The organism is Vibrio sp. Vb1755 (assembly GCF_033338635.1).
GTDB lineage: Bacteria > Pseudomonadota > Gammaproteobacteria > Enterobacterales > Vibrionaceae > Vibrio > Vibrio alginolyticus.
Genome location: NZ_JAWOTA010000001.1, coordinates 557,415 through 570,769, shown reverse-complemented (window position 1 = coordinate 570,769; position 13,355 = coordinate 557,415). Strand labels below are relative to the sequence as shown.

General features: G+C 42.6%; 13 protein-coding genes and 1 tRNA gene. 5 read left to right on the top strand and 9 right to left on the bottom strand.

The annotated features are described in order from the left end of the window. Positions 1–29: 29 nt before the first annotated feature. The 4 genes from rbsB to rbsD all read right to left on the bottom strand — a co-directional run bounded on the left by rbsB (position 30) and on the right by rbsD (position 3,924). Positions 30–908, bottom strand: coding sequence for a ribose ABC transporter substrate-binding protein RbsB (gene rbsB, locus R7E00_RS02505; RefSeq protein ID WP_005373143.1), 879 nt, complete (start codon positions 906–908; stop codon positions 30–32). 87 nt (positions 909–995) lie between these two features. Then, positions 996–1,979 carry a ribose ABC transporter permease gene (rbsC, locus tag R7E00_RS02500; RefSeq protein ID WP_005382618.1) on the bottom strand — a complete coding sequence of 328 codons (984 nt, stop codon included), beginning with the start codon at positions 1,977–1,979 and terminating at the stop codon, positions 996–998. Continuing rightward, positions 1,976–3,481 carry a ribose ABC transporter ATP-binding protein RbsA gene (gene rbsA, locus R7E00_RS02495; protein WP_213916884.1) on the bottom strand — a complete coding sequence of 502 codons (1,506 nt, stop codon included), beginning with the start codon at positions 3,479–3,481 and terminating at the stop codon, positions 1,976–1,978. Before rbsA ends, rbsC begins: the two co-directional genes overlap by 4 nt. A gap of 23 nt (positions 3,482–3,504) precedes the next feature. Beyond that, positions 3,505–3,924 carry a D-ribose pyranase gene (gene rbsD / locus R7E00_RS02490; RefSeq protein ID WP_005382620.1) on the bottom strand — a complete coding sequence of 140 codons (420 nt, stop codon included), beginning with the start codon at positions 3,922–3,924 and terminating at the stop codon, positions 3,505–3,507. A gap of 473 nt (positions 3,925–4,397) precedes the next feature. On the opposite strand from rbsD, the gene R7E00_RS02485 reads away from it, so the two are divergent. Next, positions 4,398–6,758 carry an EAL domain-containing protein gene (locus R7E00_RS02485; RefSeq protein ID WP_025767875.1) on the top strand — a complete coding sequence of 787 codons (2,361 nt, stop codon included), beginning with the start codon at positions 4,398–4,400 and terminating at the stop codon, positions 6,756–6,758. A gap of 139 nt (positions 6,759–6,897) precedes the next feature. Here the strand turns inward: R7E00_RS02485 and R7E00_RS02480 are convergent, their stop codons facing one another. Continuing rightward, complete coding sequence (locus R7E00_RS02480) at positions 6,898–7,473, bottom strand: imm11 family protein (RefSeq protein ID WP_025767876.1); 576 nt, start codon at positions 7,471–7,473, stop codon at positions 6,898–6,900. 822 nt (positions 7,474–8,295) lie between these two features. On the opposite strand from R7E00_RS02480, the gene R7E00_RS02475 reads away from it, so the two are divergent. From R7E00_RS02475 to R7E00_RS02465, 3 genes are all read left to right on the top strand, one after another. Then, complete coding sequence (locus R7E00_RS02475; RefSeq protein ID WP_025767877.1) at positions 8,296–8,937, top strand: murein L,D-transpeptidase catalytic domain family protein; 642 nt, start codon at positions 8,296–8,298, stop codon at positions 8,935–8,937. Between the two features lie 328 nt (positions 8,938–9,265). Then, positions 9,266–9,724, top strand: a complete 459-nt coding sequence (locus R7E00_RS02470; protein WP_017633653.1) for a hypothetical protein — start codon at positions 9,266–9,268, stop codon at positions 9,722–9,724. Positions 9,725–9,810: 86 nt separating this feature from the next. Beyond that, the gene (locus R7E00_RS02465; RefSeq protein WP_042522561.1) at positions 9,811–10,134 is read left to right on the top strand and encodes a hypothetical protein; all 324 of its coding nucleotides are present in this window, start codon (positions 9,811–9,813) and stop codon (positions 10,132–10,134) included. A 124-nt stretch (positions 10,135–10,258) separates the two neighbouring features. Here the strand turns inward: R7E00_RS02465 and R7E00_RS02460 are convergent, their stop codons facing one another. From R7E00_RS02460 to R7E00_RS02450, 3 genes are all read right to left on the bottom strand, one after another. Continuing rightward, positions 10,259–10,939, bottom strand: a complete 681-nt coding sequence (locus tag R7E00_RS02460; RefSeq protein ID WP_042522560.1) for a DedA family protein — start codon at positions 10,937–10,939, stop codon at positions 10,259–10,261. A gap of 51 nt (positions 10,940–10,990) precedes the next feature. Beyond that, positions 10,991–11,371 carry a hypothetical protein gene (locus tag R7E00_RS02455; protein ID WP_231972281.1) on the bottom strand — a complete coding sequence of 127 codons (381 nt, stop codon included), beginning with the start codon at positions 11,369–11,371 and terminating at the stop codon, positions 10,991–10,993. 144 nt (positions 11,372–11,515) lie between these two features. Further along, complete coding sequence (locus tag R7E00_RS02450; protein WP_005382627.1) at positions 11,516–12,034, bottom strand: DUF4136 domain-containing protein; 519 nt, start codon at positions 12,032–12,034, stop codon at positions 11,516–11,518. Between the two features lie 371 nt (positions 12,035–12,405). On the opposite strand from R7E00_RS02450, the gene R7E00_RS02445 reads away from it, so the two are divergent. Further along, a tRNA-Gly gene (locus R7E00_RS02445) sits at positions 12,406–12,480 on the top strand. A gap of 16 nt (positions 12,481–12,496) precedes the next feature. On the opposite strand, the gene R7E00_RS02440 is transcribed toward R7E00_RS02445, so the two are convergent. Then, positions 12,497–13,354: a sterol desaturase family protein gene (locus R7E00_RS02440; protein WP_005373167.1), complete on the bottom strand. Its 858-nt coding sequence runs from the start codon at positions 13,352–13,354 to the stop codon at positions 12,497–12,499. Between the last annotated feature and the right edge of the window lies 1 nt (position 13,355).

Here is a 13,355-nt window from a genome sequence, read left to right as displayed (position 1 = left end):
AATTAGGATGATTTATTGGAACTTGAAACTTACTTAGTGACTACTTTTAGTGGTACTGGGATGTACTCTTCTACTTCTTCACCTTTCAAAACTTTGTCAGCCGTTTCAACACCTAAAGCACCGATAAGGTCTGGTTGCTGAGCAATAGTTGCCGCTAGTTTGCCACGGTTAACTGCTGCAATGCCGTCTTCCGTACCATCAAAACCAACGATAACGACATCTTTGCCAGAAGCTTGAACTGCGCGAAGTGCACCTAGCGCCATTTCATCATTCTGTGCAAATACCGCTTGTACATCCGGGTTAGCCGCTAGCAGGTTTTCCATTACGTTTAGACCTTTTGTGCGGTCAAAGTCAGCTGGTTGGCTAGCAAGAAGATCCATATCGCTGCCCTTCACGGCATTCATAAAGCCTTCACCGCGCTCACGCGCTGCCGATGTGCCCGCAATACCTTCAAGTTGAATGACTTTTGCTTTTTCGCCTACTTTTTCCATGATGTAGTGGCCTGCCATTTCACCACCAATTACGTTGTCCGACGCGATGTGACTCACGACTTCACCACGGCTTGCACCACGGTCTAATGTCAACACAGGGATCTTAGAACGGTTCGCCATACGAATTGCATTAGACACTGCATCAGAATCCGTTGGGTTGATAAGAATTGCTTTTACGCCGCGAATACTTAAATCCTCGATGTTCGACAGTTCTTTACTCGGGTCATTTTGCGAGTCCAGTACAATTAAGTCGTACCCCAATTCTTTCGCTTTTGCTTCCGCACCGTCTTTCATCGTTACGAAGAACGGGTTGTTTAGCGTCGAAACCACAATCGCCATGGTATCTTGAGCTTGCGCCGCTACCGATACGGTTGAAGAAAGAAGTGCAGCAGAGATAAGAGTTGCAAGTTTTTTCATCGTTCTAGTCCTTTGTGTAGGGTGAGCCAGTACACGTCCCCTGACTCGGTTTGTATTCACTGTTTTATATATACAGATTGTTATGAATTACTTGTTTTTGTTGTCTACCAATACCGCAAGCAAGATAACCACTGCTTTTGCAATCATTTGGTAGTAGGAAGAAACATCAAGTAGGTTAAGTGCATTGTTCAAGAAACCGATGATCAGCGCACCAATCAAGGTACCCATGATACGGCCTTTACCGCCCATCAAGCTGGTACCGCCAAGAACAACCGCTGCGATAGCGTCTAGCTCGTAGCCCATACCTGCTGTTGGCTGCGCCGAAGAAAGACGAGACGTTACGATAATACCTGCAAGCGCTGCTAGCATACCGCAGATGGCGTAGACACCAATCTTCACTCGGTCTACATTGATACCTGATAGGCGAGTCGCAGACTCATTGCCGCCTAGTGCGTAAACATAGCGACCAAAGCGCGTGTGGTTAAGTAAATACCAAGCCGCAGCGAACACAACCACCATTAACCAAACAGGAACTGGAATGCCTAGCGCGTAGCCAGTACCAAACCATGCGAACGCATCCGCGGTGTCAGTAAAGCCTGTCGAGATTGGACGACCTTCGGTGTACACCATGGTCACACCGCGTAGTAACGTCATGGTAACCAGCGTAGCGATAAATGCCTGCACCTTACCCTTCGCAATAATGATACCGCTGATCGCACCTAACGCTGCACCTGCGACTAAAGCAGTTGGAACCGCCACTAGCACCGGAACCTCAAGCGCAATCATGCTTGCCGCAAAGGCACCACACAATGCCAATACCGAACCAACACTTAAGTCGATGCCTGCTGTTAAAATAACTAATGTCATACCCACTGCGATAATGGCATTCACGGAGGTTTGACGAAGAATGTTGAGAATGTTGTCGACCGTAAAAAAGTTCGGGTTCAAAAATGACACAACAACGATCAGAAAGATCAAAGCTATCAGTGATTTTTGCTCAATCAGCCACTCTTTTGTGAACAACTTCTTGTTGCCAGTTTCGGTTGGTTTGCTCATGGTATTCGTACTCATGCTGCTTCCTCATTGATCTCTTTGCCTACGGCACAGGCGAGTAATTTTTCTTGATCGGCGTCTTTCGCATCAAATTCGCCAGTGATACGACCTTCATGCATCACTAAAATACGGTCGCTCATGCCGAGCACTTCAGGCATCTCGGAAGAAACCAAGATGATGCTCATGCCTTCGGCCTTAAACTTGTTGATGAGCTGATAAATCTCTTTTTTTGCTCCGACATCAACACCACGTGTTGGCTCATCCAGAATCAGAACTTTAGGTTTCGTCATTAACCCTTTCGCAATCGCAACTTTTTGCTGGTTACCACCAGATAAGTTGCCGATGATTTGATCTCGCGTTGGGGTTTTAATGTTGAATAACTTAATAAAATCTTCCACTGCAATCACTTCGTCGCTGTGTTGAATCTGGAAGCCTTTGGTCAGCTGGTTTAGCGAACAAAGTGACATGTTCTCCTTAACTGAAAGACCTAAAACCAAACCATCGCCTTTGCGATCTTCAGAGATGTAAGCGATACCATTTGCCAAGCCATCTTGCGGGCTAACCGGGTTAATAGTTTTGTTATCAAGATTGATAACACCATGCTCACTAGGTAATGCGCCGTAAATGACTTTCATGAGTTCAGTGCGGCCTGCGCCCATCAAGCCAGAAATTCCAAGAATCTCACCACGCTTGAGAGTAAAGCTCACATCCTGAACGCCAGATCCAGTCAAACCAATGACTTCAAGACAAGCTTCGCCATGTTGGACATCAATACGTGGATATTGCTCTTCTAATTTTCGGCCAACCATCATTTCAATTAGGCCATCTTCATCAGTGTCGGACACCTTGCACTCACCGATAAACTTACCATCACGAAGTACGGTAATGTCGTCACAGATTTCAAAGATTTCTTTAAGACGATGCGAAATGTATACGATGCCGCATCCTTGCTCGCGAAGCTCATTAATCACTTTAAACAGTGATTCCGTTTCGGTATCGGTCAATGCGTCCGTTGGCTCATCCATAATGATGACTTTCGACTCAAACGAAAGTGCCTTTGCAATTTCCACCATTTGTTGTTCACCAAGGCTTAAATCGCCAAGCAATGTTTTTGATGAGTGCTTGACATTGAGACGTTTTAAAAGCTTGTCAGCTTCGTCATACATTTTGCCCCACTGGATACGCCCTAAGGATCCAGTGAACTCTCGTCCCAAGTAAATATTTTCGGCAATCGTCAGTTCAGGAATCAGGTTCAGCTCTTGGTGAATAATACTAATACCAGCTTCCTGTGAATCGCGTGGCCCTTTAAAGGCCGCCGGCTGACCTTGATATTGAATGCTCCCCGTATCCATGTGGTAAATGCCTGTCAACACCTTCATTAACGTTGACTTGCCTGCTCCATTTTCACCCATCAGCGCCATAACACGGCCTGGATAAACATTCAGGCTTGCTTTGTCGAGTGCTTTTACGCCCGGAAACGCCTTCTCAATTTCGCTTAGTTGTAGAATGGCTTGAGTCATAATCTGTCCTCAATATCTCTGGCTTAAAAAACCACGCCCGCTTGGAAAATAACGTTCGCATATGGCGAGCATTCGCCGGTTCTTACGATAGCGCGACTTTGCGCCGTACGTGCTTTAAACGCTTCATGTGACACGTAGCTCACTTCAATAGATTTGCCCGTTTCTTCACTCTCTTTGCTCAGTTCGTTGAGCAACGCTTCATGCAAAACTGGGCTTGCATCAGAGAACTCTTCCGCAATGATGACCCCTTCGATTTGGGACTCAGATAGAATTACGCGAACAGTATCAAGAAAACTTGGTACCCCATGCGTTAGCGCCAAATCGATTCGCTGAACATGCTCTGGGATTGGTAGACCAGCATCACATATCGTGATCTCGTCGGTGTGGCCTAGCGTCGCCACCAAGTAAGAAATATCTGAGTTAATTAGGGTACTTTTTTTCATCTCATCGACCTTTCGGTTACACGTTCATACAACCATGAGCGCCTGTCTTAAAGTGTTTTCGTTATTAACAGAAAACTCATCGAAACGTTTCGATGAAATAATAATTCGTCATCGCAATTTGACCAGTGTGAGATCGATAAGGTGTGAGAATGATCTGTAATTCAATTGTCATTGAATAGGAAAAGTGCACTTGAGTCACACTTTACCATCGAAACGTTTCGATGATGGTATTTACCTGTCATTACGGTTAGGTTTTATACAGGGAGGAAGGAAAAGAGACGTCCAACTACTGAGAAAACCTCTAGTTAATAAGCTCGAAACCTTTCACGTCATCACAATTCTTAGATAGCTGCCTGATTTTGGAGAACGCTCACCTTACAATCTGGTTACAATTTGCCAAAACACATCATCCGTTCAGTACCTTACCTGGTACGCGACGTTTGTAGGGACACAAACGGAAACTAAGAACCATAATGAAGTTAAGCAATAGAGTCATTTTGCTTGTCGCGCCAGTGATCTTATTAAGCGCGTTAGTATCTAGCTATATTATTTATAGCATTCAAAAAGTGACGCTCATCAAGCGGGAAGACAGCTATATTCAGTTGCAAATGGAAAAGCTCGCCGGGCAGTTTCGACAAGCGAATATTTTTCTTAATAGTTATGCCTATACGCTCAGTAAAAGTGATGTATTACAAGACTATTTGGTAAATCATAACAACCCCTATCGTGAACGAGTCTTGTTTAACCGATTAGACGAGACCGCTGAAGTATTGAGCCATGGTTACAAAGGCGATGCGAGCATGGCGATCCTCGACGGCAAACAAAACCTTCTCTACTACACAGAAAACAAATATTACGAATCATCGGGCGTGGTCGACCCAAAGGTGTTAGAGTACATATCACGAAGTTTCAATGAGAGAGAGGCTTTCAGTCACACTGGCTTTATTTATAACTCCAGTGGACAAAGCATTCTTCTTCAATATGAGGTCGTCGACAAAAGAACGGGGACTCACCCTTTGAGCTTTGACTCGAAAAATGTGTTTTTTGTGGTAGTTTCCGTATCACTTGAAGCCTTTAACGAGATTAAGCATGACATCGAGTTTGACACACACAGCGTGATTACTTTCGCCGACAAACCCATTTATCTTGATATTCCTCTCGCTCAAACCATTGAGCTGCTGCCGCACTTTTATGCCGTGCTTTCTCCTGCCGAATATTTAATGTGGAATAAAGTCGATAAAGTGTGGCTAGAACTTGCTTTCTCCTTTGGCGTAGCGGCGTTTTTCACCATCACATTAATCATTTTGGTGTTGTACCGCTATGTGTTGCGCCCTGTTTCTCGCCTTGATAAGCAGCTGAACGAACTTGAATCTAATCAACGTGACAATATTGAAAAGCTAGAAACAAACGATGAAATAGGACGCCTCTCTGCACGCTTTTTTGATATGTATGAGGAACTTAATGTCATCTATAAAAAGACAAAACGCCTAGCTGAAACGGATCACCTGACGCAACTCGCCAATCGCCATCGTTTTCATGAGCTTGCCACTCGTGAACTTCTCTCCCCTTCGCAGTTTCTGTGGGTTGTTTACGTCGATCTTGATAACTTTAAATACGTGAATGATAAATACGGGCATGAATTGGGAGATAACTTATTAAAAGTGTTCTCATCACACATCAAGAATGCCTGTCAAAAGTTCTCGCACGATTACAACAGCCCCTGCTTTGCCGCCAGGTTATCTGGTGACGAATTTGCAATTTTGCTGAGCTCAAATCAAGAGGTAAAACGCTTGCCTGATTTGCTTGCATCAGAGTTACTAAAACCGATTAGTAATCTCAGTTCATCTTGGAGTAATTCATTTCCCGTTACGGCAAGCGTAGGTATTGCACAATATCCTCAAGACGGTACTGACATCGCGAAGTTACTCTCCAGTGCCGATGCGGCTATGTATCAAGCAAAACGGGCAGGGAAAAATCAATACGCCTATTATTCAGCCGCTCTCAATATTGAGTCTCAAAGACGAAGTCAACTTGAACGTGCGCTCCGAAAAAGCAATGTAGAGGAAGAATTTCACCTTGTTTTTCAACCCTATATGAACAATCGAAGCAACGAAATTGAGGGGTTAGAAGTCTTGTTGCGCTGGGAAGCCGAAGGTATCGGCCCTATCCCTCCAAAGGAGTTTATTCCAATTGCTGAGCAAGCCGGATTATTTGATAAAATTGACCGCTGGGTTTTCGCCAATGCAACGGCGGAATACCATCAATTAAGGAATATTTTCGGTAAGAATATTGTTCTTTCGGTCAATCTTTCATCAGCAGAGCTAAACTCGATAGAAATGGCAAACTACATCCATGAACAAGCGACACTGCACAGTGTTAAACCAGAATGTATTGAGATAGAAATAACCGAAACCTTTGCCGCAGAACAACAAGGCACGGCTCTACTTGATGAGCTATCAAAACGTGGCTACCGTCTTGCAATTGATGACTTTGGTTCTGGTTACACATCGTTAACTCAGCTCGTTCAGTATCCGGTTCAAAAAATCAAATTTGATCGAGAGTTCCTCGTTACATTGATGAAGACCAACAACGGCCATGTGATCAAACCTATTATTGAGCTATGCCATGCCCAGAATAAAACGGTTACAGCAGAAGGTATTGAACACAATATGATGCATGAATGGCTATCGGCATACCGCTGCGACTATATGCAAGGCTATTTATTTGGCAAACCAATGACTAAAGAACAATTGAGCTTGTGGTGGCAATCGGCAAATGACGACAGTCGATTTGATGCGTCCATGGCCAGCTCAATTAGGGTTTCAAGAACATAAGTTAAGGGGAGACGTACAGCTGTCACAACTGTGGCGGCTGTATTTAGTTATATATGAGCTTCATTGATAGATGCTCAGCTTTTGTTCCCCCATACCTATATCTATGACTTTAGTCGAGTAAATCACTATTTATTCGTTTTTAAACCAGCACTTCCTTGAAATCCAAACCGGTCAAATTCAGCGCTTTGACGCTATCGTACAAGCCACCTTTTTTGTCCGTGCAAAACGTTCTGAGCCCAGCACCTTTTACTCTGAACAAGTCAGATTCATTAACGGCTTCCCTATTCAAAACGAGTTTCTTAAACGGTCTAGCACGACTTAGCTTACCATGACGAAGATTATACTCGGTAGCAGAGGTATCAATGGCATCAATTTGAGTGACAATGTTTAATGCTCGCCAAGGCTTTCCTTGTAGATTTAATGGTAAAAATTCGACATTCTCGCTCAACACATCGAGCTTATCCGCAATAGAAGCGGATACAGCAAGAGTAAAAGATCCCCATGCTGCAATATCAGGCCTGGGTAATGGCTTTTCACCCTTAACGTCTAACCATTCAATATCAATACTTTTCCAACTGGCTTTAACAGACTCTCCATAGAGTTGGATAGGTTTGCTTGCCGTTACTTGAAGAGACATTTCCAATGGCGACTCTCGCAACATTGCAAAATCATTAACATTGGGAGTGACAATAAACACTTTATTAAATGCTGTCATAACCGTCCTTAAATCAATTTGAGCGCTTTCAAACCAAACATAATAAATAGAGTTTACTTTCATGTTCAAAAATTTAATGAATTCAGATCTGGCGTTCTTATCTTTTAATTTCTAAGTTTTATTATTTATATATTTTAATCCACACGATAGAATTATTTTTTAAATTTTTACTATGTACCCTTCCTTATGTAATCGAATAAATTAGAGAATAAACAATAGCACGCATCACTTCACTTTTTTCAAGCTCATCACTCTCACTTAAACGATACATTCACAAGTTCAATTTTTGTACGACTTAGACTTGGCTTTGTCAATCGTGAATTAAAAACAACCGATTCACCGCTGTTTTACTGCCTTTTCTTACCACCCTGTTGTTTATTCATACATTATAAATGCACTTATACACATAACGATTCGGCGTTACGATTTGTTACGAGTTAAATCACAAACTTTTGAGGTATTGGATAAAGCGTAGAAAAAGAAAACACATTGAAATAAAAAGAGTTTCTAAAGTACGAAAAATAAAACGCCGTTTTTATAAATTAGCAACTTCACAAATATCCTTAAACACAGTTTTATTAATTACATATATCAGATATTATTTACGCCGAAGTTTATAGAAACCATCGTTAAACTTCATATTTTATATAAGTTTCAATTAGTTAGTTTTTAACTCGAAAACTTATCGTCAACCCAATATCAAGCACCTAAGCGTGCAATAAGAAACATTGGGAATAGAATTATATTGATGTGCATGTTGTTTTAACGAATGCATGAAGCAATCGGTAAATTTGTAACACCATAGAGTTTTATTTAGCCAAGATGAAAAAGTTAATTTTATTATTTACATGTGCGCTGTTGTCTGTCTCACCTTTTGCTTTTGCAAAACAATCAGATAACGAACCCAGGGATCATTTACGACCAAAGCAAGTTGAACATGTGTTTAAACAAGCCAAGCTAGATGGCATAGTAGACTTTAAGTTGTTCAGTGACGCTTACATCGCTTATCAGAAGACACCCGATAGAAAGAAGTCGGTACTAACGATCATCGACTATAGTAAACCATCAACTGAAAAGCGTTTTTATGTGGTTGATTTAGATAAAAAGAAGCTAATCTACAATACGTATGTTTCTCACGGCGTGAACAGCGGAAAGAAAACAGCGACACAGTTTTCAAATGTCGTGAACTCGCGAAAAACATCATTGGGCACTTTTTTGACTGATACCACTTACTACGGCTCAAATGGCTATTCACTTCGATTAGATGGGCTAAGCTCTGGATTAAACGACAAAGCTCGCGAGCGTTACATTGTCGTGCACGGTGCCGATTACGCAAACCCTTCCTTTATCAAGAAGAATGGATACCTCGGACGCAGTTGGGGTTGCCCTGCTTTACCAAAGAAGTTGTCTCGCGAGATCATTGACACTATAAAAGGCGGCAGCGTTATTTACGCAAGCGCGTAATACCGATGCGAGACATATGGGGAAGACAAAAGAAGATTCTATTTCTTCCCCAGTAATAATCCTGTTAGCTTAATCGTCCTTGTGCAACGACTCTCTTTCCATTTTCGCTTACTCGAAAGCGAAAACTATTGTGTTATTCGCTGATATACCTAAGTGCGATCAGAAAACTCTGTTCATCCCCCTTCCATCTCGTTAGTATACGCTGAGTTCATCAGACACTGGCTTTCGTCGTTATCATAGTTCCACTAAGATTCCTTAATCATGGTGGGTAACTGTGGCTTTATATGTTTAGGGTTACTTCTTGCGTTATCTACACCATATATTATTGATGCTTTCTTTGTCCTTGCTCTCAGGGCTCATCACAGCTTCATATGCGCATGAGTGGCACCACACCAAACATTACACTTCCGAGCGCCTACTTAAACTCTCTCAACAAGACGATTTTGAGCTAGCACACACTGATTTTCATGCCTCAGCTTCTCTGAGCTCTTGGGGTTCAGAAAGTTACTACCTACATATAAAGCGCGAGTTGTTCGGGCTTGTCTCCTGTCGCCGAACATCAGCTACTGATGGCGTTTTATCATCAGATTTTACTCCTGATTATTTTTTACTTATTGCTTTCTCTTCTCCACCACTACTGGAGTTGGCAAAACAAGCATCTCGCTTACCTCTAGACAGTTATGGCGGACTCATGAGTCAACGCTCTCTTTATCGCCTCTCAGGAAGAAAGGAAGCGAACTTAATGTACGTCTTTACTCATGGTCGCAACGCCTTCTCTGTTGTTTAACTTTTTATGACATACAGAGAACACGAAAATGTAACGATAAGAGCCAATATGCTCATTGTTACTAGAACCAATTTGAGGTCCATATAATGACAAGAATCGCTACAACCATCGCACTAGCATTACTATTTTCAGCGGGCTCAACCTTTGCAAACACAGAAACTAAGCCAGAAGAAATGAGTAACGACACTCTGTTAGAGTGTGCCAACGTTTCTAACGCACGTATTGCAGTTCCGGAACACAGAGCGATGTTCAGACACTACTTAATGTCTGAGAGAGACTACAGCTTTGACCAGCTATCGTCTGCCGAACTCGAATTTAAAGCAGCAGATAAGAATGAGTCTGAAGTAGAGAACATCTACAAGTCTCAGTGCAAAGAAGTTGGCGAATACCTATATAGCATTGGCTATTAAATTCGAAACCCTAACGACACTCAAAAAGAAAGGCGCAATGTATGCGCCTTTCTTTTTACTGACAAAAGCCTGTCGATTAGATGTCTAATCTGCATACAAGCTTAAAAGTGCAAATCAAGTAAACTTACTGAGAAAACTCAGACACATCCTTGGGTTTACAGAACGCTCGACGTGCTTTAACAAACAAGAAACTAAGCACTCCAATCACAAGAGTAATTATTGGGGCCGCCATTAATAGCATTGTGATTGCTTTGCTCATATTTTCCGGTAGCAAAGGAAGTAATGAACCGAAACCGCATAATATCAGCGTCCATAAAATCGCACTCAGCCACGCAAAGTAATGGAATTTACTAATACGTTTCACTCGCAACCCCATCATTAATGGCAATAGGGAACGAACAACCGGAATAAACCGCGCGCACAAAAGCGCAATCAATCCATGTTTACTGAGTAATACGTCGACTTGTTCCAAACGCTTTTGAGGAACCGCACTCACCCAGCCTTGGACCTTAGGTAAGCGATTTAGCCACTTGCCTTGTAAATAAGCCGCCCAACTTCCCAACCCCGCACTAACAGCTATCACCAACATGATCATAATTGGGTCAAGGACGCCAACCGCCGCCAGCGTACCGGATAATACGACGACACTGTCGCATGGGAAAGGTGCAGCAGGAATAAAACCACTTTCCAAAAAGATAATCACAGCAACAACAAAATAAACCAAACCTGCACTGCCTGGCGCCATTAACGCCGTGAAATCTTGATGCCAAAAAGCACTCAAGACCTGAATGATCAAATCAAACATAAACCGCTCCTAAGCATAATTAACCAAAAAGTTGCAAAAACATGGAATGTGTTAGCGAGCATGTATAAAGCGGTATATGAAATTCGATTCTTTTCTCACTCCGATTCTGTATTTAAAGTGAGTAAAAATACTTTCAATACAACAACCTAAAGCCTCATTGCCGATGCGTTTTAGCCGCTTCATCGAGTAAATTGCCGAACGATGCGCCCACCATGCTACATCAAGCATTTCAAACCATTCGGGTTCTACATCGTCGTTCGAGCTCATTTCCTTAGCATGGCTAACCCTCAATCTATTCCGGCTGTTTAAGCTCGGATAGTCTTGTTGTACTGGAGAGATAGGATGTTCTGAAAAGTGCTTCGACTTAGCGTCAACAGCAATATTCTGGTTATGAAAGGAAAGAAAATTTGGGTGTGAGTGCGCAAGGCTCATGCTCGGAGCCAACAAGCAGAAAAGTAGTCCGAGTAAAGCAATCAGAGTCGTACGCACAAAGGTAACCAGAACCAAAATGATAAGTTCTTTTAACCCTGTGCGTAACTATTGGCAATTAGTATTCTTAATCGTTAAGAATACTAATTATTTTTCACCGTAAGGGTAGCTTTCAAACATCTTCGCGATTTCTTCTTGGATGAGAGATTCTCTTTTCTCAGAGCTCATTGACTCAGACAGTTTACGACTTGAAACGCCTTTCCAAACGACTTGATTAGCCTTTGCATCAACCAGTTCAACCACCAACTTCCCATACTTACGTTCTTTATATCTTTCTGGGCTTGAAGTGATCACACCAAAGCTATTCCAGCCATAGCCAAAGCTCACCGACGATCCTGAAGAAACAAGCTCGGATTCTTCTACGATATCATGATGTACGTAAAGGTCACCGCCACTATTTACCTTAATTAAACCCTTACCCTCAAGCTGTTCAGCAAGCCCTTGCTCAATACGTCGACCATCAATACTGGTAGGAGCTTCCGCCTGAGCACCGAAGTCAAACGTTCTGTAAGCTGAAAAGTCGGCTTGTTTATCCACATCGGTTGTAACGGTAGTACAAGCAGATACCAGCATCACCACCAGCCCTAATATCAAACCTCTCATCATGTTAAATCTCCTTTGGTTAAGCTGACTGTTTCAGCAGAATTACCCTGTGTTATACATACGCATCAACAGTAAAAAGTAATCATTTCAATATTTAGTCTTGACCATGAAACGTGACTGTTCAATAAACGAGATTAACCTTTACACAGAAAATCTTGAATATCATCAACATCTAAACACCTAAGAATTCGGTGTTTACGACCTAATTGGAAGCCTCTAAGCTTAGTAGCGAAATCGCGAGTGCCACAAAAAACCAGAGACAATGAACACTTTAACATCAGTCCGCTACTTTTTTAGGCAACTGACAAACATTTGATGAGAAAAGACTTTTCTTTTTCGTCCAGTGTGGCATATTAACTGAGTCCTATCGATGCGCGGGCATCGTATAATGGCTATTACCTCAGCCTTCCAAGCTGATGATGCGGGTTCGATTCCCGCTGCCCGCTCCAATCTCTTTATCCCAATTTACTCATAAAAATCCGATGGCGGAGCGAACAAACGGCGGCAGCGTTGTTTCCATGATAAGTTTGGTCGAGTTACGTCATAAAACATGTCTTTCCATTCTGCAAACGTCACACGGATGGGATTAAAGCTGTTTACAGGTTTAGAAACCCCATACCGAACCGTTTCCACCTCTGGTTCAAACGTTCCGAACATTCGATCCCAAATAATTAATACACCCGCATAATTTTTGTCGATGTACTGACGGTTCACACCATGATGAACGCGATGATGAGACGGCGTGTTAAATACCCACTCTAGTGGCCCGAGCGAACGAATTGATTGGGTGTGAACAAAAAACTGTAAGCCCAGATTAAACAACACAACGAAGACAACCCATTTGGGCTCAAAACCAATAATCACCAAGGGCAACCAAAAAATCCACATCCCCGCTAGCGGATACATTAAACTTTGACGAAAGGCGGTACTGAAGTTCATTCTTTCCGAACTGTGATGAACAACGTGCGCGGCCCACATCCAACGAATACGATGGCTAGCCCGATGAAACCAGTAATAGAAAAAATCTTGCAGGACAACAAGTAAAAGAAAAGCTGAGACGCTCATTTCGATATCAAACAAACGCCAATCGAACCACCACAAATACAACTGAGCAATCAGTAAACCCGTGAGTATGTCTGTCGCTTGGTGTAAGCCCGCAAGAACAAAATTACACGCTACTTCAGGGAAGTAATACGTCGCGCTTTCAGGCAAGCGTCCCCTTCTTTGTCCGAACCAATATTCGGCAAGCATGCAGAAAAAGAAAACTGGAGCCAGAATCATCAGAAGTAATTCTGGGCGGTCCATCAACTGCGTCCAATCCATT